Below are 20289 nucleotides of genomic sequence, written 5' to 3'. Positions count from 1 at the left end.
ACACTTGGCTTACCTCTCACTTTCCGATGGGTGACGTACGGGGCGGGCGGCGCGCCGCCGACCACGCGCCGGCGGCCGCGGCGCCGAGGACGGCCAGCGCGCCCGCGGTGAGCAGCCGGCCGTCGCGGGCGCCGACGGCGGGCCGCCGGGCCAGGGCTTCGGGCCGGGTGGCCGGCAGCGGCCCGTCCAGGCCGAGCGCGAGGGCCTCGGCGAGGTGCAGCGCGCGTCGCCCCGTGCCGCCCTGTTCGATCTGGGTGCGGCAGCTGAACCCGTCGGCGAGCACCAGGGCGCTGGGCGCGGCGTCCCGTACGGCGGGCAGCACGCCCAGTTCGCCGACCTTCATCGACAGGTCGTGGTGGCCGCGTTCGAAGCCGAAGTTGCCGGCCAGCCCGCAGCAGCCCTCGTCCAGTACCTCGGCCTCGATGCCGGCCCGGCGCATCAGCTCCCGGTCGGCGTCGTCCTTGAGGACGGCGTGCTGGTGGCAGTGGGTCTGGACGGTGGCGGTGCGGGCCATGCGCGGCGGCCGCCAGTCGTCGGGCGCGTGGTTGACCAGCTGTTCGGCGAAGGTGCGGAACTGCTTCGCGAGCCGCTGGACGTCCTTGTCCTCCGGCATCAGCTCGGGCGCGTCGGCGCGGAAGACGGCGGCGCAGGACGGCTCCAGTCCGATGACCGGCGTACCGGCCTCCAGCCAGGGCCGCAGGACTTCGAGGGTGCGGCCGAGGACGTGCTTGGCAGTGCGCAGCTGGCCGGTGGAGATCCAGGTGAGCCCGCAGCACACGGCCTGTGTGGGCACGGTGACGCGGAAGCCCGCGTCCTCCAGCACGCGCACAGCGGACCGGGCGATGCTCGGGTGGAAGTACGTGCTGAAGGTGTCCGGCCAGAGGACGACGGTGCGCGGGTCGGCGGGGTCGGGCTCCGGTGTGCCGCGCGCCCGCCACCACTGGACGAAGGACTCCTCGGCGAAGACCGGCGGGGTGCGCTCGCCCGCGACCCCGGCCACGATCTTGCCGAGCCGGCCGATGCCGGGTGCGCTGAGCGCGGCGTTGACCAGCCGCGGGGCCGCGCGGGAGAGCCGGGCCCACAGCGGCAGCCAGCCCATCGAGTAGTGGGCTGCGGGGCGCAGCCGGCCCTCGTAGTGGTGGGACAGGAACTCGGCCTTGTAGGTGGCCATGTCGACGCCGACCGGGCAGTCGGACTTGCAGCCCTTGCAGGCCAGGCAGAGGTCGAGCGCGTCCTTGACCTCGGTGGAGCGCCAGCCGTCGGTGACGGACGAGTCGTCGTGCCCGCCGAGCATCTCGAAGAGCAGCCGGGCGCGCCCGCGGGTGGAGTGCTCCTCCTCGTTGGTCGCCCGGTAGGAGGGGCACATCACGCCGCCGGAGTGGGTGCGGCAGTTGCCGATGCCGACGCAGCGCATCACGGCGCGGGTGAAGGAGTGGTCGTCCTCGGGGTAGCCGAAGTGCGTGTCGTGGCTCTTCGGCCGCCAGTCGGCGCCGAGCCGGAGGTTCTCGTCCACCCGGTACGGCGCCACGACCTTGCCGGGGTTCATCCGGTCGTCCGGGTCGAACAGCGCCTTGAGCTCGCCGAACGCGGTGACCAGCCGCTCGCCGAACATCTTCGGCAGCAGTTCGCCGCGGGCCTGGCCGTCCCCGTGCTCGCCGGAGAGCGAGCCGCCGTAGGAGGCGACGAGGTCGGCGGCGCGGTGCACGAACTCCCGGAACCGCGCGATGCCCTCGGCGTCCTTGAGCCCGAACGGGATGCGGGTGTGCACGCAGCCCTGCCCGAAGTGCCCGTAGAGGGACGGGTGGTCGTAGTCGAACTCCGCGAAGAGCTGCTTGAGGTCGCGCAGGTAGTCGCCGAGCTTGTCGGGCGGTACGGCGGAGTCCTCCCAGCCCTCCCAGGTCTCCCGGTCGTCCGGGGGCCGCGCGGTCACCCCCAGCCCGGCCTCGCGGGCCTTGAGCATCTTCTGCTCGCGCTCGGGGTCGTCGGAGAACGACACGTCGGCCGCGTCCTCGCTGCGGCCGATGGCCCGCAGCAGGTCGCGGGCCTGCCCGTCGACGTCCTCCTGGTCGTCGCCGCTGAACTGGAGCAGCAGCCAGCTGTCGCCCTCGGGGAACCGTTCGAGGGAGTCGAGGAAGGCGTGTTCCTCGCGCATGAGCTGGGCCATCCGCCCGTCCAGCGCCTCGAGCTGGGTGGGCCGGCAGTGCTTCAGCAGCCGGGGCACGTCGTCGGCGGCGGCGCAGATGTCGTCGTACCCGAGGACCAGTATGGCCTCCGCGGCCGGCACCGGTACCAGGTCCAGCTCCGCGTGCAGGACGGTGACCAGGGTGCCCTCGCTGCCGATGAGGGCCCGGGCGAGGTGGAACTCGTTCTCCGGGAGCAGCGCGTCGAGGTTGTAGCCGGAGACCCGGCGCGGGATGCGCGGATAGCCCCGGCGGATGTCGGCCATGTAGCGGTCGGCGATGCGGCGCAGCCCCTGGTACAGCTCGCCCTTGCGGCCGCCGGCGGCGACGGTCTCCTCGAACTCCGCGTCGGAGGTGGCCCCGACCCACATCCGGGTGCCGTCGTAGGTGAGCACCTCCATGCGGCGGACGTTGTCGGCGGTCTTGCCGTACGCCTGTGCCGAGGCGCCGCAGGAGTTGTTGCCGAGCATGCCGCCGAGGGCGCAGTGGCTGTGCGTGGACGGCTTGGGCCCGAACTTCAGTCCGTACTCGGCGAGCTGCTGGTTGAGGTCGTCCAGGACGATGCCGGGCTCGACGACGCAGGTGCGGCGCTCGGCGTCGACCGACAGCAGTCGGTGGCAGTACTTCGTCCAGTCGATGACCACGGCGGTGTTGGTGCACTGGCCGCCCAGGCTCGTGCCGCCGCCCCGGGAGAGCACCGGCGCGCCGAACTCCGCGCAGACCGCGACGGCCTCGGCGCCCGCCCGGACGTTCCGCGGCACGACCACCCCGAGGGGCACCTGCCGGTAGTTCGAGCCGTCGGTGACGTACGCGCCCCGGCTGCCCGCGTCGAAGCGCACCTCGCCGTCGACCCTGGCGCGCAGCGCCCGTTCCAGCGCGCCCAGGTCCGGCTCCTCGCCACCGTGCGCCGGGCGCTTGCGTGCGGTGAGTTCCGCTGGTTCGTTCGGGGCCATGGTCACCTTCCTCGTCCGTCCACCGCCTTCGTGTTTCCGTGACCGTGTCCGGCCCTTCGGCCCGATGACACCGGTACGCCCGCCGGACGCGCGGGCGGGCGCACCGGGAACCGGTGACGGGCCGGTGCCGTCAGTCCGTCGAGAGCGCTTCGAGCAGGTCCCCGGTCTGCGGGTCGGGCAGCGCGCGGGCGACGTCCGCCAGGGCCACCATGCCGATGAGGCTGTGGCCGTCGATGACGGGGAGCCGCCGCACCTTGTGCTCGGCCATGGTCGCGAAGATCTCCTCGGCGCCGTCGTCTGCGCCGATCGTCACGGCTTCGCCCTGGGCCAGCTCGCCGGCCGTGGTCTTCTCCGGGTCCTTGCCGGCGCCGAGCACCTTCACCACGATGTCGCGGTCGGTCAGCACGCCCTTGAGCTTGTTGTCGGTACCGCAGATCGGCAGTGCGCCGACGCCGAGCGAGGTGATCCGCCGGGCGGCTTCGAGCACGCTGTCCTCGGCGCCGATGCACTCCGTGCCGGGGGACATGATGTCGCGTGCGGTAGGCATGTCGGGTGGTCCTCCTCGCGGTTGTCCGTTGTCGCTGTTCCTGGGTCGGCCGGCCGGGTGGCCGGGCCTACTTGCCGCGCCCGGTGACGAAGTCCCGGGCCCGGTCGACCAGCCCCGCTCCGGGGGCCAGCAGCTTGTTGGCGGGCGGAGTGGTCGGGGACTTGGGGTGCGGCCGGGTGGGCGCCGTCTTCTTGGCGCTGCGGATCTTCTCGCCGAGCGCGTCCAGCTCCTCCTGCGGGCAGGCGTCGCGCAGCTGCGGGAAGAGGCGGCCCTCCTCGTCCCTGACGTGTTCGGTGACCTCCGTGCGGAGCTTGACGACGAGGTGGTTGAAGTCGGGGTGCTCGGCGCCGGTCTTCTCCAGCTCCTTGAGCAGTTCCTCCACCCGGCTGTGGTCGGCGATCTCCTTGTCGGCGAGCGCGTTGCCCTCGGGGAGGTGCTTGCGCACCGCCGGGTAGAGGTGCTGCTCCTCGGCAACGGAGTGCCGGACCAGTTCGATCGTCAGCTCGTCGGCCAGGCGCTTGCGTTCGTCCGACCCCGGCGCGGCGCTCTCGATCCGTCCGAAGAGCTCGGTGACCTCGCGGTGGTCGGTGGTCAGTTCCTGGATGACGTCGCCGCCGTGCCCCATGACTGCTGCCACCTTTCGCGGAAACGGCGCGGCCGGACTCTCCGGGCGCCATCGGACGAGTTCCCGATACCTCACGCCCGTAACGCCGCAAGTCGACCGATCGGGAACGATTGGGCCGAATGGCTCTTGTTTCGCACAAGGGTGCGCGCCGGACCGGTGCGACGGTCACCGGTCCGGCGCTCTTCCCATCCCATGGACCCCATGGCCCGGCGTCCGGGTCCCTCGCCCCGCGGCGGGCAAACCTCCCACCGTCGAAATTTCGCCGGTTCCGGCAGGTCAGGATGGTGCGGGAGGGACAGGACCGGCGGTCGGCCGCAGATCGGCGCGGCCGAACAGCAGCGCGTACCCCCGGGGCAGCCGGTCCAGTATCCGCTGCAGCAGCTCCTCGCCCAGGTGGGCGCCGACGGCCATGAGGACGGTGCTGGCGTCCCAGCGCGCGGTGGCGTGCGTGGCGCCCTCCGTACGCGCCGCCACCCCGTCGACGAAGGCACAGGCGGTGCGCCGCCGCTCGTCCCGCACCGCCCCCGCGACGAGCCGTGCGGCCTCCGGCGGCAGGGCACCGAGCAGCGCGGCCCGCTCGGCGCCGCTGAGCTGGCCGGCGAAGGCCGCCAGCACCTGCCGGAGCGCCCGCTCGGCCTCGGCCGTGGTCCGGTAGCGCCCCGAGGTGCGCACCGCCCCGAGCAGGTCGCCGCCCATGCTGCCCTCCTGTGGTCCCCTTCCATCGTCCGCCTCCCCCGGGAACCCGCAACACCGGAGCGGGCCGCGCGCCGCACCGCCACCCGGCCATCCCCGGCCCTCCGTCCGAGGGCATCACCGGACCGGAAGGCTTCGGCCGGGCGGGAGCCGGGCACCCGTTGCCGCATGTTCGACACTTCAGACCTCCCGGGCATCGACGAGTCGTACTGGATGGCCAGTGCGGACACCACGGCGTACGCGCCGCTGACCGAGGACACCGAAGCCGACGTGACGGTGATCGGGGGTGGCGTCGCGGGGCTCAGTACCGCGTGGGAACTGGCGAGAACGGGCCGCCGCGTCGTCGTCCTGGAAGCGGACCGGATCGCCGCGGGCGTCACCGGCTACACCACCGCCAAGCTCTCGTCGCTGCACACCCTGGTCTACGACCGGCTGCGCCGCACCCGCGGCAGCGGCGCCGCCCTGCAGTACGCCGTCTCGCAGCAGGGCGCGGTGGAGCGGGTGGCCGAGGTCGCGCAGGAGCTGGGCATCGACTGCGAGCTGGAACGGTTCCCCGCGTTCACCTACGTCCGCGACCCGGCCGGCACCGACCAGCTGCGGGCCGAGGCGGACGCCGCGCGGGAGGCCGGGCTGCCGGCCTCGTACGTGACCGGGACCGGGCTGCCGTTCGACGTGGCCGGTGCGGTGCGCGTCGAGGACCAGCTCCTCTTCCACCCCCGCAAGTACCTGCTGGCGCTCGCCGAGGACCTGCGGGAGCACGGCGGCGAGGTGTACGAGCGCACCCGCGCCACCGGGCTGCACGAGGGCTCGCCGTGCCGGGTGACGACCGAGACCGGCACGACGGTGACCTCCCGTGAGGTGGTCGTCGCCACCCACTACCCGGTGTTCGACCGGGCCCTGCTCTTCACCCGGCTCTCGTCGCGCCGGGAGCTGGTGGTGGCCGCGCCCATCGACGCCGGCCGGGACATCGGCGGCATGTACATCACCGAGGAGGAGGGCAAGCGCTCGATGCGCACCGCGCCCTACGGCGACGGCCGGCGGCTGCTCGTCGTCACCGGGGAGACCTTCACCCCCGGCACGGGCGACACCGTCGAGCGGTTCAGGAAGCTCGCCGACTGGACCGAGCGGACCTTCCCCGGCACCGAGGTGGCCTACCGGTGGGCGACCCAGGACAACGACTCCACCGACACCGTGCCGCTGGTCGGGCCGTTCCACCCGGGCGCCCGGCACACCTACGTCGCCACCGGTTTCGGCGGCTGGGGGCTGAGCGGCGGCGTGATGGCGGGCCGGCTCCTCACCGGGCTGATCGACGGCGACCCGCCGCCGTGGGCCGGGCTGTACGACCCGCGGCGGCTGTGGGGCCCGGTCCGCGAGGCGCCCGCGTTCCTCAGCCACCAGGCCAAGGTCGGCATGCACTTCATCGGCGACCGGCTGCGCACCACCCACGTCGACTCCGTCACGGACATCCCGCCGGGCACCGGCGCCGTGGTCCGGGTCGGCGGGCAGCGGGCCGCGGTGTACCGGGACGAGGACGGCACGGTGCAGGCGGTCTCGGCCCGCTGCACCCACCTGGGCTGCCTGGTCGCCTTCAACGCGGCGGAGACGGCGTGGGAGTGCCCCTGCCACGGCTCCCGCTTCGGGACGGAGGGCACGGTACTCCAGGGTCCGGCGCAGCACCCGCTGGAGCAGCTGGACCTCGGCTCCGACGTGTAACGGCGGGTGCCGCGGGAACCCAGGACGGGCACCGTCCGACCGCCTCGCCGGCGTACCGGCGACAGGAGAGGAAACAGCTGATGAGCAGTGCTCCCGTACGGCGGGTCGTGGTGACCGGCGCCACCGGCAACGTCGGCACCAGCGTGGTCAGCGTGCTGAGCGAGGACCCGCAGATCGACGAGATCCACTGCGTCGCGCGGCGCATGCCGCACCGCGCGCCGGAGAAGACCACCTGGACAGCGGCCGACATCGCGGACGAGGAGTACGACCTCGCCGCCGACTTCGCCGGCGCGTCCGCCGTGGTGCACCTGGCCTGGGCCTTCCAGCCCACCCACCGCCCGCCGGAGACCTGGCGCACCAACGTCCTCGGCAGCATGCGGGTCTTCGAGGCGGCGGCCAGGGCGGGGGTGCCCGCACTGGTGCACGCCTCCTCGGTGGGCGCCTACTCCCCCGGCCCCAAGGACCACAAGGTGGCCGAGGACTGGCCGACCCACGGCTGGCCGGACGCCGCGTACTGCCGCGAGAAGGCGTACCTGGAGCGGGTCCTGGACGGCTTCGAGCGGGACCATCCCGACATGCGGGTGGTCCGGATGCGCCCGGCGTTCCTGTTCAAGGAGGAGTCGGCGTCCGAGCAGCGGCGGATCTTCGGCGGCGTCGCCACGCCCGCGCAGCTCGGCAAGCTGGCCCGCCCCGGACTGCTGCCGGTCCTGCCGGACATCCCGGGCCTGCGCTTCCAGGTGCTGCACACCGACGACGCGGCCCGCGCCTACCGGCTGGCCGTCCTCGGCGAGGCGCGCGGCGCCTTCAACCTCGCGGCCGAGCCGCCGGTGGACATGCCGTTCCTGGCCCGGCTGCTGAAGGCCCGTACCGTACGCATGCCCGCCGCGGCCGCGCGCGTGGCCCTCGGCACCGGCTGGCGGCTGCGGCTGGTGCGCGCGTCGCCGCACCTCTTCGACGCGGTCCTGGGGCTGCCGCTCATGGACTGCGGCCGGGCACGCGAGGAGCTGGGCTGGCGGCCCGAGCGCACCGCGACCGAGGCCGTCGGCGCGCTGCTGAGCGGCCTGCGGAACGCGAGCGGGGCGCCCACGCCACCCCTGGCCGGCCGTCCGAAGACCGCCTGACGGCACGGGTGCGCCGGGTCCCGGACGGAGCGCTGCGCCGTTGGGCCGAACTTGATCGTTACGGGTTTCCGGTGCCGCGCCGACGGGCACTCCGGGAGCGCCGTCGGCAGGTCACAGCGCCGCGGCGCGCGCCGCGGCCGGGGCCCGGCGGCACACCGCCCGTCAGCATCGAACCTCTGGAGGAAGAAGCATGGCAGACAAGGGGAGCGGGCCGGACAGCCCGCTGCACGACGACGAGGTGAAGAAGCGCCTGGAGGGCGAACTGCGGGCCAATCGCGGCATCCGGGTCGAGGAGGAGCACGAGCCCGAGCCGGCGGGTGAGGACCAGCCCGCCGTGCGGCGCTCTCCCGAAGGCTCCCTCGAAGGCGGCACACCTCCGGGCATGTCCGGGGACGACGTGGAGCTGCGCTCGGACCTGGCCCGCCACCTCGACCCCAGCATCTACCCCGCCGACCGGGACGCCGTGCTGGACTCGCTGCGCGGCAACAACGCGCCGGACGGGCTGCTGGCCCGGGCGGAGAAGCTGCCCGGCGGCGAGCGGTTCGCCAATGTGCAGGACATCGCGCGGGCGCTCGGCCTCGGTGTCGAGGAGCGCCGTACCTGAGACCGCCACGGCGGCCGCCCGGCGCGCACGCGCCGCGGCCGTCTTCCCCGGCATGGTTGCGCCGGGCCGGATGATCCCCTCCGGCCCGGCGCTTTCCCATCTCCCAGTGCCGGCCGCTCGGCCGGACTGCCGAGTGCCACGCTTCCCCGGGCCCAAACCCCCGCCGCCCGCACCGCCCTCCGTACGGCGCACGCCGGGATGCGCGCACCGCCCCGCCGCGGTGCGATGGGAGGTGAGGAGGTGGCGTACGTGGCACACGCGGTCTGGGCCGGTGCGCTCTCGTTCGGGCTGGTCGCCCTGCCGGTGCAGCTGGTGACCGCGACGGAGAGCCACACCGTCCACTTCCACCAGCTCGAACGCGGCACCTCCGACCGGGTGCGCAACAAGCGGGTCAATGAACGCACCGGCAAGGAAGTCCGGTACGACGACATCGTCAAGGGCTACGACGCGGGCGACGAGTACGTGCTCGTGGAGCCGGACGAGCTGGACGAGATCGCGCCGGGCCGGTCCAAGTCACTGGAGATCACCGGCTTCGTCGACCTCGACGACATCGAGCCGATCTACTTCGACAAGACGTACTACCTCGCTCCGAAGAGCAAGGAGTACGCCAAGGTCTACGGCCTGCTGCGGGAGGCGCTCGCGAAGGCCAACAAGGCCGGCGTCGCCACCTTCGTGATGCGCAACCGGGAGTACCTGGTCGCCGTGAAGGCCGAGGACGACATCCTGGCCCTGCACACGCTGCACTGGGCCGACGAGGTGCGGGACCCGCACAAGGAGCTGCCCACGGTGCCGGGGCGCGCCAAGCCGGACAAGAAGGAGCTGGACACCGCGGTCGCGCTGATCGACGCGCTGACCGTCGAGTGGGACCCGGCGGAGTACCGGGACACGTACCAGGAGAAGGTGCGGCGGCTCATCGAGGCCAAGCGCGCCGGGGAGAGCGTGGAGAAGGCCGAGCCCGCTCCGGAGCCCACCAACGTCATCGACCTGCGCGAGGCCCTCCAGGCCAGCGTGGACCGCGCCAAGGGCCGCCGGAAGTCCGGCGGGAAGGGCGGGTCCGAGGAGGACCGGACGTCCGGTGAGCAGCAGAAGTCCGGCAGCGGCCGGTCGTCCGGCGGGAAGCGGAAGCCGGAGTCGGCGTCCGCCGCGGACGGACTCGACGGGCTGACCAAGGCGGAGCTGTACCGGCGGGCCACCGAGGCGGACGTGCCCGGCCGCTCGTCGATGAGCCGGGACCAGCTGATCGAGGCCCTCTCCGGCGGCGGCACGAAGGGCCGCCCCCGGAAGAGGGCCTCCTGACGCCCTGTCAGTCAGACGGCAGCTGTCCGTCACACGTCACGGCAGCGGCGTGCCGCCGGTGGCGTTCACGATCTCCGCGGTGATGAACCCTGCGCGCTCGGACGCCAGGAAGACATAGGCCGGCGCCATCTCGGCGGGCTGCGCGGGCCGCCCGAGCGGCGCCTGCTTGCCGAACTCCTGGGTGTCCGGCAGGGTCGCCGGGATCAGCGGCGTCCACACCGGGCCCGGCGCCACCGCGTTCACCCGGATGCCGTCCCCGGCGACCATCTGCGCGAGCCCCTGCGTGAAGGTGACGATCGCGCCCTTGGTCGTCGCATAGTCCAGCAGGTGCGGGCTGGGCTTGTACGCCTGCACCGACGTGGTGTTGATGATGGAGCCGCCCCTGGGCATGTGCGGCAGCGACATCTTCGACAGCCAGAACATGCCGTACAGGTTGGTGCGCAGCACCCGGTCGAACTGCTCGGTGCTGATGGCCTGGATGCCGTCCGGCTGGGACATCTGGTACGCCGCGTTGTTCACCAGGATGTCGATCCGGCCCAGCTCCGCGACGGCCCGGTCCACCAGCTGCCGGCAGGCCGGCTCCTCGCGGATGTCGCAGGGCACCGCGACCGCCTTGCGGCCCGCCTCCTCCACCAGCCGGGTGGTCTCCCGGGCCTCGTCGGCCTCCTCCGGCAGATGGGTGAAGACCACGTCGGCGCCCTCGCGCGCGAACGCCAGCGCCACCGCGCGGCCGATGCCGGAGTCGCCGCCGGTCAGCAGCGCCTTGCGGTCCGTGAGCAGGCCGCTGCCGCGGTAGCTCTCCTCGCCGTGGTCGGGCGGCGGGTCCATCGGCCCGGTCCAGCCGGGATGTTCCTGGTCCTGCTGCGGGAAATCGGGCTGCGGGTACTTCTCCCTGGGGTTCTGCGGCTGCCCGCTCGCCTCGTCGTGCCGGTCTCCGTTGTGCGCGGCCACTGACTCCTCCTGTTCCGCTTCGGCAGTGTTCCGTGCTGAGCCGCCCCCTTCGGCCGCTCCTCGGGTCCCCCGCCCGATGGGCCTCAATCCATCATCGGGGCGCCCACCGGGAGCGGCGAGTCGGCGCCCGCCGGGGCCCGTGGTGCCCGATCGCGCCGACGGGTTTCCTTTCGTCCCGGGGCGGTACTCGGTGCGTCATGGACTTCGCGGCGCAGCCGACCGAACGGAGAAACCCGATCGAGATGACGTCATGACGGACCAGACGCAGAGACGGGACGGAAGCGACCGCCGGAGCCCCCTGGGCGGCGCGGCACTGCCCGAGCTGATGCGCGCCGCACGCGCCCAGCTCGCCGAGCTGACCGGACTGCGCCCCGAGACCGTGACCCGGTTCGAGCGGACCGAGGACGGCTGGGTGCTGGAGGCCGAAGTGCTGGAGCTGGCCAGGGTGCCGGACACGATGAGCCTGATGGGCCTGTACGAGCTGGTCCTCGACGAAGAGGGCGTGCTCACCGGCTACCGGCGGATCGATCGCTACGAGCGAGCGAAAGGAAGTGGTCAGACGTGAGCGTGATACCTGCCCAGCAGACCAGTGGCAGCGGAGGCGGCAGCAGCGGACTGTACGACGTGCTCGAACTCGTACTGGACCGCGGCCTGGTGATCGACGCCTTCGTGCGGGTCTCCCTCGTCGGCATCGAGATCCTCAAGATCGATGTCCGGGTCGTGGTGGCGAGCGTGGACACGTACCTGCGCTTCGCCGAGGCCTGCAACCGGCTGGACCTGGAGTCGGGGCCGAAGAAGGACCCCGGCGTGCCCGACCTGGTCGGTGAGATCACCGAGTCCGGTGCGCGCGGCAAGAGCAAGGGCGCCCTCTCCGGCGCAGCGCAGACCTTCGCCGACGCCATCGGCCAGGGCCGCGAGGCGGCCGGCAGTGGCAACGGCTCGTCGCGGAGCGCGTCCGAGGGCGAGGAAGCACCGCGCCGCACCCGCCGCACCACCAGCTCCCGCAAGAAGGAGGAGAGCTGATGGCCACCTATGTGTACGGCATCGCGCACGCCGACCACCCCGACCCCGAGCAGCAGGTGCTCGGCATCGGCGACCCGCCCCGCCCGGTCCGCATCGTACGGGCCGGCGAGCTGGCGGCCGTGGTCAGCGACTGCCCCGAGGACCTGCGCCCCAAGCGCCGCGACCTGCTGGCCCACCAGCACGTCCTCACCGAGACCGGCAGCGCCGGAGCGGTGCTCCCGCTGCGCTTCGGCTCCCTCTCGGCGGACGACGACGCGGTGCTCGGCGCGCTCGGCGAGCACACCGAGCACTACAAGGCACAACTGGCCGAACTGACCGGCCGGGTGGAGTTCAACGTCAAGGCGGCGCACCGCGAGGAAGCCGTGCTGCGGCTCGTCGTCGACGACGAACCGGAGGTCCGCCGGCTGACGGAGGCCCTGCAGTCCGCCGGCGGCGGCAGCTACCCCGAGCGGGTGCGGCTGGGCGAACTGGTGGCCAACGGCGTACGGGCCCGCGAGGTGCGCGACGCCCACACCATCGAGCAGACCCTGGCACCGCTGGCCGAGCGGTCGGCGCCCGGGCCCGAGGGCTCGGGGTGGCTGGTCAACCTCTCGTTCCTGCTGCCGCGTGAGGACAGCGCGTCCTTCACCGAGGCGGCGCACCGGCTCGCCGAGGCCGAGCCGCACCTGGAGCTGCTGGTCAACGGCCCGCTCCCGCCGTACAGCTTCGTCCGCACGGTCCACGCGGCCATGGACGGACAGGCGGACGGACAGACGGGCGGACGGGCCGGCGAGCGGCCGCACGAGAAGTCGGTACAGGGCTGATGGGGCTGCTGAAGGAGGTACTGCTGCTGCCCGTGGCGCCGGTGCGCGGCACCGGATGGGTGCTGCGCCAGGTCGTCGCCGAGGCGGAGCGGCAGTACTACGACCCTCAGGCCATTCAGAAGGAACTGCGGGAGCTGGAGCACGAGTTGGACGACGGCCGCATCGACGAGGCGGAGTTCGACCGGCGCGAGGACGAGCTGCTGGACCGGCTGGCGGTGGCACGCGGACAGGCCCCGCACGGCCCGGCGGTACCCGGACAGGCCCCGCACGGACAACGGGAATGACGAGGAGACGGGTGAGATGAACAACCGGGCGGCACTGGCATTGGCCGTCGCCGGAGGATACGCACTGGGCCGCACGAAGAAGATGAAACTCGCGCTCGGCGTCGGCGGCATGGTACTGGGACGGCGGCTGCAGACGGACCCGCAGCGGCTGCTGCGGCTGGTCGACGAGCGGCTGAAGAAGGACCCCCAACTCGCCGAGCTTCGCGACCAGTTGCGGGAAGACCTGGGCGGTGTGGGCCGCGCGGCGGCGAGCGCCTTCCTGGACCGCCGCATCGACGGGCTGGCCAGCAGCCTGCACGAGCGCACACTGAGCGTGCAGGACCGGATCGCCGGCGGCACCGCGCCCTCACGGGACGGCTCGGACGATGAGGGCGGACCGGACGACGACGCCCGGGAGGCGGACGGCGAAGCCGAGGTCACGGACGGCGAACCGGAGGGCGGCACCGGGCGCGGGGACGAGGAGCCGGACGAGGACCGGACGCCACGGGCACGTACGCCGCGGAAGAAGGCCGCGGGCCGGACCGCCCCCGCCCGCCGCCCTGCGAAGGCGGCGGCGAAGAGCGGCACCAAGGCCGCGTCCCGCACCACCACCAAGAAGGCCACGAGCAGGGCCGGAACGAAGACGGGCGGCAAGGCCGGCACCCGGTCGGCGGGCGGCGCCGGTTCGTCGTCCGGCCGGAGTCGGGGGCGTACCGATGGCTGACGGCAAGCGCGGTGGCACGGCCACCCTGAAGGAGACACTCGCCCGCAGCCCGGCCACCGACCGGCTCAAGGAGGAGGCCGCCGCGTTCGCCGCGGCCCAGGCCCAGCGGCTGCTGATCGCCGGCGGCCGCAGGCTCGGCGCCGCCACCACCCGGCTGCAGGACATGGCCGAGGGCGAGGGCCCCGGCCTCGGCCGGACGGTGCTGGACGGCGGCCGCCGCCTCGCGAGCGGCGAGGGACCGCTGCGGGCGGCGCTCGGGGCCGGCGCGAGCGGCGCCAAGGACCGGCTGCGCGAAACGCTGCGCAAGGCCGGCGGCGGACAGCGGACCGGCACCGGGCAGGGCGCGTTCGTCACCATCGTGGAGGACACCGACGTCGGGGTGCCGGTGCGTACCGCGTACGACCAGTGGACGCAGTTCCAGGAGTTCGGCTCCTTCGCCAAGGGCGTGCAGAACGTGGACCGCACGGACGACACCACGTCCGACTGGCGCGCCAAGGTCTTCTGGTCCACGCGGAGTTGGCAGGCCACCGTCACCGAGCAGGTGCCGGACCGGCGCATCGCCTGGACGGCGCGCGGCGCGAAGGCGTCCCTCAAGGGGGTCGTCACCTTCCACGAGCTGGCGCCCGAGCTGACACGGGTGCTGCTGGTCATCGAGTACTACCCCAAGGGCCTCTTCGAGCGCACCGGGAACCTGTGGCGGGCGCAGGGCCGCCGGGCCCGGCTGGACCTGAAGCACTTCCGCCGCTTCGTGATGCTGCGCGGCGAGGCGACCGACGGCTGGCGCGGCGAGGTACGCGACGGCGAGGTCGTCGCATCACACGAGGACGCGGTGGCCCGCGAGGACGACGAGGACCCGGCGACCGCGGCGGACGGCCGGGAAGAGCCGGCGGACGGTCCGGAGGAGCCCGCCGCCGAGGACGAGCGGGACGCGCCGGACGAGGCGTACGACGACGAGGACGTCCCGGCGGAAGACGTCCCCGAGGAGGAGCTCGCGGAGGAGGACCCCGGGGACGACGAGTACGCCGATGAGGAGCCGGAGGCGTACGAGGACGAGGACGCCGAGGCCGCTGAAGACGCCGAGGAAGACGCCGAGGCCGACGACGGCCTCGCGGACGAGGACGTCCCGGACGACGAGGCCGAGGCGGATGATGTCGAGGCCGGGGAGTACGCCGACGAGCCCGCACCCGAGCCGGAACGGGTGAGGTGAGCACGCGTCCCATGACCTATCCCGCGACCGGCGCCGGCAACGGCGCCAACCTCGCCGACATCCTCGAACGCGTCCTGGACCGGGGCGTGGTGATCGTCGGCGACATCCGGATCAACCTGCTCGACATCGAACTGCTGACCATCAAACTGCGGCTGATCGTGGCCTCGGTGGAACGCGCCGAGGAGATGGGCATCGACTGGTGGCGCGACGACCCGTCGCTGTCGGCCGGTGCCCGCCGCAGGGAGATGGAGCGCGAGCGCGAGGAGAGCCGGGAACAGCAGGAGCTGGCCCGGGAGAACGCCGAGCTGCGCGCGCGGCTCGCGGCCCTGGAGGGCCGGCGGGACGCCCTGGCGGACGGAACGGAGGAGTCGGCGTGAGCACGCCCCTGGACAACGGACGGCTGACGTACGCCTACGCCGTCGTGCGCAGCGGTGCCCGGCCGCCGGCCGGGCTGCTCGGCATCGGACAGGAGCCCGTGCGCGCCGTGGCCGAGGGGCCGCTGGCGGCCCTGGTCTCCACGGTGCCCGCGGCGGAGTTCGACCAGCCGCAGGTGCGCGAGCGCCTGGAGGACCTGGCGTGGCTGGAGGCGACCGCGCGGGCACACCGCCAGGTCGTGGACGACGCGGCGGCGGAGACCGGCGTGCTGCCGCTGCGGCTGGTCACGGTCTACCGCGACGAGGACTCGGTCCGGGCCGCGCTGGCCGCGAACGCGGAGCGGTTCCAGCGGCTGCTGGACCGGCTGGACGGCCGGCTGGAGTGGGGCGTGAAGGCGTATGCGCAGCACTCCGACGGCCGGGGGGCGGCGGACGCGCGGCAGCCGTCCGGCCGGCGGCCGGCGGAGGGGGCCGCGTCCGGCCGGGAGTTCCTGCGGCGGCGGCTGCAGGACCGCAAGGCCAAGGAGACGGCGCAGCAGGAGGCGGACGGGCTGGCGCGGAGCGTGCACGAGGCGCTGACGCGGGCCGCCGAGGAGAGCCGGCTGCACCGGCCGCAGGATCAGCGGCTCGCCGAGGCGGTGGCCGCTTCGGGGGCCGCCGACGCCGACGGCCACGCCCCCAGTGGCTCCGGCACGGGCGTGCCGCGCGGCCCGAACGTGCTGAACGGCGCGTACCTGGTCCGCCGCGAGGAGGCCGGAGTGTTCGCCGAGCACGTCGGGGAGGTCGCGGCCCGCTCCCCCGCCCTGCGGATCGAGCTGACCGGCCCCTGGGCCCCGTACTCCTTCACCGACCTGCCGGACGAGGCGCCATGAGCAGCCCCTCCCCCGCTTCCCCGGCCACGCCCGTGGCGCTGATCGACCTGCTGGACCGGCTGCTGGCGGGCGGCGTGGTGATCGCCGGGGACCTCACCCTGCGCATCGCGGACGTGGACCTCGTACGCGTGGACCTGCGCGCCCTGATCAGCTCGGTGAACGAGAACGTGCCGTCGCCGTTCGGCGAGATCGCCCCGGAGGAGGTGGAATGGCCGTGAGCAGGCGGGTGGAACTGGACGAGGAGAGCGTGGAGCGCGACCTCGTACGGCTGGTGCTCACCGTCGTGGAGCTGCTGCACCAGCTCATGGAGCGGCAGGCGCTGCGCCGCGTGGAGCAGGGAGACCTCTCCGAGGACCAGGAGGAGCGCATCGGCACGACGCTGATGCTGCTGGAGCGGCGCATGGACGAGCTGTGCGCGCGCTACGACGTGGGCCGCGAGGAGCTGAACCTGGACCTGGGACTGCTCGGGTCGCTGCTCCCGCGGGACGGGTAGCGCGGCGCGGCAGTGGACTCCGTGGTGCCGGGTGTGCCGGGTTCCGGCACCACGGACCGGCCGTGCGGCGGCCCGCCGTGCGGGGCGGGCCGCCTGCCGTGCCGGGGTTGTGCCGGGTCGGTCGGCGGCTCAGTGGCCGCTCTTGCCCGTCGCGGCGCGGATCGCGTCCCTGGTGCGGTCCACCACGGACGCCAGCGGGCCGACGACCACGTTCTTCACGGCGGACTCGGTGCCCGGGTGCGGATGGGTGGGCGCCACCGCCTCGGCGGCCTCGACCGCCTTGGCCAGCCCGCGCAGCGCGTCCTGGTCGGCGACCGCGCGCAGGTGCGTGAACTCGTACTTCTCCTCCGCCTCGGCGTGCGCCAGCACGTTCTGGCGGAGCTCGTCGAAGAGCCGGTGGAACTCGGACGACTCGGTGTCCATGTCCTCCAGCCGCTGCAGCGTCTCCTTGGCTCCCTTCTCCTCCGTGGTGCGGTCCTTGACCACCTGCTCGCCGCCCTCGATGTGATCGCGGACGTAGGGGTGGACGACCTCTTCCTCGGCCGTCTCGTGCACCGCCAGCAGCCGCACCAGGCGCTGGAAGTGGTCCTTGCGCTCGTCGCCCTTGCTGTTCACGACGTCGTCCAGGAGGCGGCGGATCTGCTGATGCTGCTGTTCCAGCAGTTCCACGACGTTCTTCTGCTTCTCGGCCATGTCCTGCGTGCCCCTCTCGTCTCGTCGTGCGGGACCCCGGTCGAGTACCCGGGCGGCGCCGCCCGAGACGGCGGGAACCGGCCGTGCGCGGGCCGCGGGGAAGGCCGGAACGGGGCGGTCCGGTCCCCCGCTACACATAAGGAAGAAATAAGCGCAAGATAGCCGTAGCGGCGCTCGCCACGTCAGCGGCGCGGAGCCGCAGGGAACGGCTATCGAAAGAGGCGAGTCTGATGGCAGACGTCTCACACACCAGAGGCGATATCGCCAGTCACCCCGATGTGCCCGAGATGCGGGACAGGTACGCCCGCATGCTCGGCGGTCGCGATGTGGCGCTCATGGACGGACCGGTCTTCCTGATCGGCCTGTACTGCGCCATCTCGCCCTGGACACTCCACTTCACCGCGAACCAGCCGGCGCTCGTGACCCACAACCTCATCCTGGGCATCGCGATCGGCCTGCTGGCACTGGGATTCACCATCACGCCGGAGCGGATGTACGGCATGAGCTGGGCCATGTCCGCCATCGGCGTCTGGCTGATCATCTCGCCGTGGATCGTCGGCAGCAGCCCCGACGCGGGAGTCGTCTGGAACAACGTCATCGTCGGCGCCCTCACCGTCCTCCTCGGGCTGGCCTGCGCGGCGGCGGCCGCGAAGGTGGCCAGGCGCCCGTAGCGGCGGCAGGACGCACGGCGGCGGAACGAAAGGAGACGGCGAGCGACAGCACCGGAACGCCACCGGACAGGCCGGCCGGTCCGTACGCGGACCGGCCGGCACACGGTGCGGCGCCGTCCCCCTCCCCCGCGCCCCTCGGCGCCCCCTCCGCGCCACGCACGGTGCATGAAGCGGCCGCACGCGGACACCCGGGCCGGTACCGCCGGGCGACGGCCGGGCGGTCGGCTCCGGCGGGCGCCTCCGCCGGACGCGCCACATCGGGGAGACATGTGATGGCAGACCTTGCGGACGGCCCCGTCTTCGGGGAGCCCCCGGTCCACGTCGAGGCCGGGGTGCTGGTACTGGACTGTGCGGAGCCCGAGCCGGTCGCGGAGTTCTACGCCAAGCTCATCGGCGCCGAGCTGCCGGACCAGCGGGGCATGGAACTGATCGAGATCACCGGCAGGCACGGCACGCGGATGGCGTTCCGGCGGGACCACGGCGCGGCGCCGCCCGCCTGGCCCCGGCCCGACGACTCCCAGCAGGCCCATCTGCACCTGGTGGTCCCCAAGGACCGCATGGACGACGTGGAACGCCAGGTCATCGACTACGGCGGGCGCCCGATGGAGTCGCAGCGGAGCGAGAGCGGCGAGCAGCTGCGCCTCTTCTCGGACCCGGCGGGCCATCCCTTCGCGCTCCGCTCCGTATGACGGACGGCACGGCACGGCCGTACGGCGCGCCGCTCCCGCGATGCGCCGTACGGGCCGGTGCGCGACAGTGACAGCAGTGGCCACCGGCGGCAGGACTCGGCAGGAAGGGGTTGCCGTGAAGGGCGAGCGAGGCCTCACGACGTACCAGAACAAGCGTGACTTCGAGCGGACCCGCGAGCCGCGGGGCGCGGGCGGAACGGCGCGCGCCGACGGCGATCCGGTCTTCGTCGTGCAGATCCACGACGCCACCACCATGCACTTCGACTTCCGCCTCGAGGTGGACGGCGTCCTGAAGTCCTGGTCCGTGCCGAAGGGCCCGTCCACCGACCCGCACGACAAGCGCCTGGCGATGCCGACCGAGGACCACCCGATGGAGTACCGCGAGTTCGAAGGGGTGATCCCGAAGGGCGAGTACGGCGGCGGCACGGTGATCGTGTGGGACCAGGGGACGTACCGCCCGCTGCCGCCGAAGAAGCGCAAGGACCGCGACGCCTCCTTCGCCGAGCGGCTGGAACACGGGCACATCACCTTCTGGATGGACGGCGAGAAGCTGCACGGCGGCTACGCGCTCACCCGCTTCCGCACCGCGGAGTCCGAGGGCCGGGAGTCCTGGCTGCTGGTGAAGGAGAACGACGAGCGGGCCGGCGGCCGCGGCGCCCCCGACCCGCGGCGCGCCAAGTCGGTACGGAGCGGCCGGACGCTGAAGCAGGTCGCCGCCGACGAGGGCGACGGCACCGACGGGAGCTGAGCACCATGGCGGACGGACTGCTGGAGTCGCTGCCCGGCGAACAACGACGGCTGCTGGCCGACGCGCCTCCGGGCGCCGAGCTGGCGGCCCGCCCCATGCTCGCGGTGCTCTCCGACCGGCGCGACTTCGGCCGGGACTGGGTCTTCGAACGCAAGCTGGACGGCGTCCGGGCACTGGCCGTGCGCGACGGTGACCGCACCGCGCTGCTGTCCCGCACCGGCCGGGCCATGGACGTCACCTACCCCGAGATCACGGACGCGCTGGCCGCGCAGGACTGCCGGGACTTCGTGGTGGACGGCGAGATCGTGGCGTTCGCCGGCGGCCGCACCGAGTTCTCCCGGCTGCAGCAGCGGATGGGCATCACCGACCCGGCACAGGCCCGCGCCAGCTCCGTGGCCGTCACGTACTACGTCTTCGACCTGCTGCGGCTGGACGGCCAGGACCTCACCCGGCTGCCGCTGCGCACCCGCAAGTCCCTGCTCCGCCGCGCCCTGCACTTCGCCTCCCCGCTCCGCTTCACCCCGCACCGCAATCAGGGCGGGCCCGAGGAGCTGGCCGACGCCTGCGAGCGCGGCTGGGAGGGGCTGATCGCCAAGCGGGCCGACGGGCCGTACGTGCCGCGCCGCTCCGGCGACTGGCTGAAGCTGAAGTGCGCGCGCGGCCAGGAGTTCGTCATCGGCGGCTGGACCGAGCCGGCCGGCAGCCGCACCGGCTTCGGGGCGCTGCTGCTCGGCTACTACGCGGACGGCGCGCTGCGGTACGCGGGCAAGGTCGGCACCGGCTACGACCGGGCCGCGCTGGACCGCATCAGCGGCCTCCTCGACGAACGCGGAACGGACCGCTCTCCCTTCGGGGACCCGGTGCGGGAGCGGGGTGCGCACTGGGTGCGCCCCGAGCTGGTGGCGGAGGTCGGCTTCACCGAGTGGACCAGGGACGGCATGCTGCGCCACCCGCGCTTCCTCGGCCTGCGCGACGACAAGGAGCCGTCCGAGGTGGTGCGGGAGGAGCCGCGCGCCGCGTGAGCACCGGCGCATGAACGGAGGGGC

At 73.4% G+C, this 20289-nt stretch carries 24 protein-coding genes; 18 read left to right on the top strand and 6 right to left on the bottom strand.

Annotation, left to right across the window (positions count from 1 at the left end; genetic code table 11):
- Positions 1-16: 16 nt before the first annotated feature.
- From C3486_RS18830 to C3486_RS18815, 4 genes are all read right to left on the bottom strand, one after another.
- Positions 17-3133 (bottom strand): FAD-binding and (Fe-S)-binding domain-containing protein, encoded by a 3117-nt coding sequence (locus C3486_RS18830; RefSeq protein ID WP_103833886.1) that lies wholly within the window; start codon positions 3131-3133, stop codon positions 17-19.
- A gap of 130 nt (positions 3134-3263) precedes the next feature.
- Complete coding sequence (locus tag C3486_RS18825; protein WP_103833885.1) at positions 3264-3680, bottom strand: CBS domain-containing protein; 417 nt, start codon at positions 3678-3680, stop codon at positions 3264-3266.
- A 67-nt stretch (positions 3681-3747) separates the two neighbouring features.
- On the bottom strand, positions 3748-4305 hold the full coding sequence (locus C3486_RS18820; RefSeq protein ID WP_103833884.1) for a hemerythrin domain-containing protein: 558 nt from the start codon (positions 4303-4305) through the stop codon (positions 3748-3750).
- A 276-nt stretch (positions 4306-4581) separates the two neighbouring features.
- Positions 4582-5001, bottom strand: coding sequence for a DUF2267 domain-containing protein (locus tag C3486_RS18815; RefSeq protein WP_103833883.1), 420 nt, complete (start codon positions 4999-5001; stop codon positions 4582-4584).
- A gap of 165 nt (positions 5002-5166) precedes the next feature.
- On the opposite strand from C3486_RS18815, the gene C3486_RS18810 reads away from it, so the two are divergent.
- From C3486_RS18810 to C3486_RS18795, 4 genes are all read left to right on the top strand, one after another.
- A complete protein-coding gene (locus C3486_RS18810) occupies positions 5167-6711 on the top strand; it encodes an FAD-dependent oxidoreductase (RefSeq protein ID WP_103833882.1) in 1545 nt (514 codons plus the stop codon).
- An 80-nt stretch (positions 6712-6791) separates the two neighbouring features.
- Entirely contained in the window at positions 6792-7832 is a 1041-nt protein-coding gene (locus C3486_RS18805) for an SDR family oxidoreductase (RefSeq protein WP_103833881.1), read from the top strand.
- 190 nt (positions 7833-8022) lie between these two features.
- Positions 8023-8436 (top strand): DUF2795 domain-containing protein, encoded by a 414-nt coding sequence (locus C3486_RS18800; protein ID WP_103833880.1) that lies wholly within the window; start codon positions 8023-8025, stop codon positions 8434-8436.
- Positions 8437-8685: 249 nt separating this feature from the next.
- Positions 8686-9732 carry a Ku protein gene (locus C3486_RS18795; protein WP_103833911.1) on the top strand — a complete coding sequence of 349 codons (1047 nt, stop codon included), beginning with the start codon at positions 8686-8688 and terminating at the stop codon, positions 9730-9732.
- A 36-nt stretch (positions 9733-9768) separates the two neighbouring features.
- Here C3486_RS18795 and C3486_RS18790 read toward each other — a convergent pair whose 3' ends face one another.
- Positions 9769-10683, bottom strand: a complete 915-nt coding sequence (locus C3486_RS18790; protein ID WP_103833879.1) for an SDR family oxidoreductase — start codon at positions 10681-10683, stop codon at positions 9769-9771.
- A gap of 250 nt (positions 10684-10933) precedes the next feature.
- Here C3486_RS18790 and C3486_RS18785 point away from each other — a divergent pair, with 250 nt between their 5' ends.
- The 10 genes from C3486_RS18785 to C3486_RS18740 are packed head-to-tail and all read left to right on the top strand — an operon-like array spanning position 10934 to position 16442.
- Positions 10934-11248, top strand: coding sequence for a gas vesicle protein (locus tag C3486_RS18785; protein WP_103833878.1), 315 nt, complete (start codon positions 10934-10936; stop codon positions 11246-11248).
- Positions 11245-11706: a gas vesicle structural protein GvpA gene (locus C3486_RS18780; protein ID WP_103833877.1), complete on the top strand. Its 462-nt coding sequence runs from the start codon at positions 11245-11247 to the stop codon at positions 11704-11706. Before C3486_RS18785 ends, C3486_RS18780 begins: the two co-directional genes overlap by 4 nt.
- Entirely contained in the window at positions 11706-12509 is an 804-nt protein-coding gene (locus tag C3486_RS18775) for a GvpL/GvpF family gas vesicle protein (RefSeq protein WP_103833876.1), read from the top strand. Before C3486_RS18780 ends, C3486_RS18775 begins: the two co-directional genes overlap by 1 nt.
- Complete coding sequence (locus C3486_RS18770) at positions 12509-12793, top strand: gas vesicle protein GvpG (RefSeq protein ID WP_103833875.1); 285 nt, start codon at positions 12509-12511, stop codon at positions 12791-12793. The genes C3486_RS18775 and C3486_RS18770 overlap by 1 nt, the downstream gene beginning before the upstream one ends.
- Positions 12794-12809: 16 nt before the next feature.
- Complete coding sequence (locus C3486_RS18765; RefSeq protein ID WP_103833874.1) at positions 12810-13496, top strand: DNA primase; 687 nt, start codon at positions 12810-12812, stop codon at positions 13494-13496.
- The gene (locus tag C3486_RS18760; protein ID WP_103833873.1) at positions 13489-14703 is read left to right on the top strand and encodes an SRPBCC family protein; all 1215 of its coding nucleotides are present in this window, start codon (positions 13489-13491) and stop codon (positions 14701-14703) included. Before C3486_RS18765 ends, C3486_RS18760 begins: the two co-directional genes overlap by 8 nt.
- Positions 14704-14714: 11 nt before the next feature.
- Positions 14715-15080, top strand: coding sequence for a gas vesicle protein (locus C3486_RS18755; RefSeq protein ID WP_103833872.1), 366 nt, complete (start codon positions 14715-14717; stop codon positions 15078-15080).
- Positions 15077-15949 carry a GvpL/GvpF family gas vesicle protein gene (locus C3486_RS18750; RefSeq protein ID WP_258052857.1) on the top strand — a complete coding sequence of 291 codons (873 nt, stop codon included), beginning with the start codon at positions 15077-15079 and terminating at the stop codon, positions 15947-15949. Before C3486_RS18755 ends, C3486_RS18750 begins: the two co-directional genes overlap by 4 nt.
- On the top strand, positions 15946-16167 hold the full coding sequence (locus C3486_RS18745; RefSeq protein ID WP_103833871.1) for a gas vesicle protein: 222 nt from the start codon (positions 15946-15948) through the stop codon (positions 16165-16167). Before C3486_RS18750 ends, C3486_RS18745 begins: the two co-directional genes overlap by 4 nt.
- Positions 16158-16442: a gas vesicle protein K gene (locus tag C3486_RS18740; protein WP_103833870.1), complete on the top strand. Its 285-nt coding sequence runs from the start codon at positions 16158-16160 to the stop codon at positions 16440-16442. The genes C3486_RS18745 and C3486_RS18740 overlap by 10 nt, the downstream gene beginning before the upstream one ends.
- Before the next feature lie 129 nt (positions 16443-16571).
- Here the strand turns inward: C3486_RS18740 and C3486_RS18735 are convergent, their stop codons facing one another.
- Positions 16572-17135 carry a hemerythrin domain-containing protein gene (locus tag C3486_RS18735; RefSeq protein ID WP_103833869.1) on the bottom strand — a complete coding sequence of 188 codons (564 nt, stop codon included), beginning with the start codon at positions 17133-17135 and terminating at the stop codon, positions 16572-16574.
- Between the two features lie 230 nt (positions 17136-17365).
- Between C3486_RS18735 and C3486_RS18730 the strand changes: the two genes are divergently transcribed.
- The 4 genes from C3486_RS18730 to ligD all read left to right on the top strand — a co-directional run bounded on the left by C3486_RS18730 (position 17366) and on the right by ligD (position 20265).
- A complete protein-coding gene (locus C3486_RS18730; RefSeq protein WP_103833868.1) occupies positions 17366-17806 on the top strand; it encodes an SPW repeat protein in 441 nt (146 codons plus the stop codon).
- Between the two features lie 272 nt (positions 17807-18078).
- The gene (locus tag C3486_RS18725; protein ID WP_181138601.1) at positions 18079-18495 is read left to right on the top strand and encodes a VOC family protein; all 417 of its coding nucleotides are present in this window, start codon (positions 18079-18081) and stop codon (positions 18493-18495) included.
- 115 nt (positions 18496-18610) lie between these two features.
- On the top strand, positions 18611-19243 hold the full coding sequence (locus C3486_RS18720; RefSeq protein ID WP_258052856.1) for a DNA polymerase ligase N-terminal domain-containing protein: 633 nt from the start codon (positions 18611-18613) through the stop codon (positions 19241-19243).
- 5 nt (positions 19244-19248) lie between these two features.
- Positions 19249-20265 (top strand): non-homologous end-joining DNA ligase, encoded by a 1017-nt coding sequence (gene ligD / locus C3486_RS18715; RefSeq protein ID WP_103833866.1) that lies wholly within the window; start codon positions 19249-19251, stop codon positions 20263-20265.
- The last annotated feature ends 24 nt before the right edge of the window (positions 20266-20289 follow it).

Source organism: Streptomyces sp. Ru73 (assembly GCF_002920575.1).
GTDB lineage: Bacteria > Actinomycetota > Actinomycetes > Streptomycetales > Streptomycetaceae > Streptomyces.
Note: the sequence above shows the minus strand (reverse complement) of the source record. Positions and strands in the feature narration are given on the sequence as shown.

Excerpts from the sequence above, each read along its gene's own strand:
- C3486_RS18785 (WP_103833878.1), top strand. The coding sequence starts at position 10,934 with ATGACGGACCAGACGCAGAGACGGGACGGAAGCGACCGCCGGAGCCCC.
- C3486_RS18740 (WP_103833870.1), top strand. The coding sequence starts at position 16,158 with ATGGCCGTGAGCAGGCGGGTGGAACTGGACGAGGAGAGCGTGGAGCGC.
- C3486_RS18755 (WP_103833872.1), top strand. The coding sequence starts at position 14,715 with ATGACCTATCCCGCGACCGGCGCCGGCAACGGCGCCAACCTCGCCGAC.
- C3486_RS18825 (WP_103833885.1), bottom strand. The coding sequence starts at position 3,680 with ATGCCTACCGCACGCGACATCATGTCCCCCGGCACGGAGTGCATCGGC.
- C3486_RS18745 (WP_103833871.1), top strand. The coding sequence starts at position 15,946 with ATGAGCAGCCCCTCCCCCGCTTCCCCGGCCACGCCCGTGGCGCTGATC.
- C3486_RS18730 (WP_103833868.1), top strand. The coding sequence starts at position 17,366 with ATGGCAGACGTCTCACACACCAGAGGCGATATCGCCAGTCACCCCGAT.
- C3486_RS18770 (WP_103833875.1), top strand. The coding sequence starts at position 12,509 with ATGGGGCTGCTGAAGGAGGTACTGCTGCTGCCCGTGGCGCCGGTGCGC.
- C3486_RS18765 (WP_103833874.1), top strand. The coding sequence starts at position 12,810 with ATGAACAACCGGGCGGCACTGGCATTGGCCGTCGCCGGAGGATACGCA.
- C3486_RS18810 (WP_103833882.1), top strand. The coding sequence starts at position 5,167 with ATGTTCGACACTTCAGACCTCCCGGGCATCGACGAGTCGTACTGGATG.
- C3486_RS18775 (WP_103833876.1), top strand. The coding sequence starts at position 11,706 with ATGGCCACCTATGTGTACGGCATCGCGCACGCCGACCACCCCGACCCC.
- C3486_RS18800 (WP_103833880.1), top strand. The coding sequence starts at position 8,023 with ATGGCAGACAAGGGGAGCGGGCCGGACAGCCCGCTGCACGACGACGAG.
- C3486_RS18735 (WP_103833869.1), bottom strand. The coding sequence starts at position 17,135 with ATGGCCGAGAAGCAGAAGAACGTCGTGGAACTGCTGGAACAGCAGCAT.
- C3486_RS18725 (WP_181138601.1), top strand. The coding sequence starts at position 18,079 with ATGGCAGACCTTGCGGACGGCCCCGTCTTCGGGGAGCCCCCGGTCCAC.
- C3486_RS18815 (WP_103833883.1), bottom strand. The coding sequence starts at position 5,001 with ATGGGCGGCGACCTGCTCGGGGCGGTGCGCACCTCGGGGCGCTACCGG.
- C3486_RS18805 (WP_103833881.1), top strand. The coding sequence starts at position 6,792 with ATGAGCAGTGCTCCCGTACGGCGGGTCGTGGTGACCGGCGCCACCGGC.
- C3486_RS18820 (WP_103833884.1), bottom strand. The coding sequence starts at position 4,305 with ATGGGGCACGGCGGCGACGTCATCCAGGAACTGACCACCGACCACCGC.
- ligD (WP_103833866.1), top strand. The coding sequence starts at position 19,249 with ATGGCGGACGGACTGCTGGAGTCGCTGCCCGGCGAACAACGACGGCTG.
- C3486_RS18830 (WP_103833886.1), bottom strand. The coding sequence starts at position 3,133 with ATGGCCCCGAACGAACCAGCGGAACTCACCGCACGCAAGCGCCCGGCG.
- C3486_RS18760 (WP_103833873.1), top strand. The coding sequence starts at position 13,489 with ATGGCTGACGGCAAGCGCGGTGGCACGGCCACCCTGAAGGAGACACTC.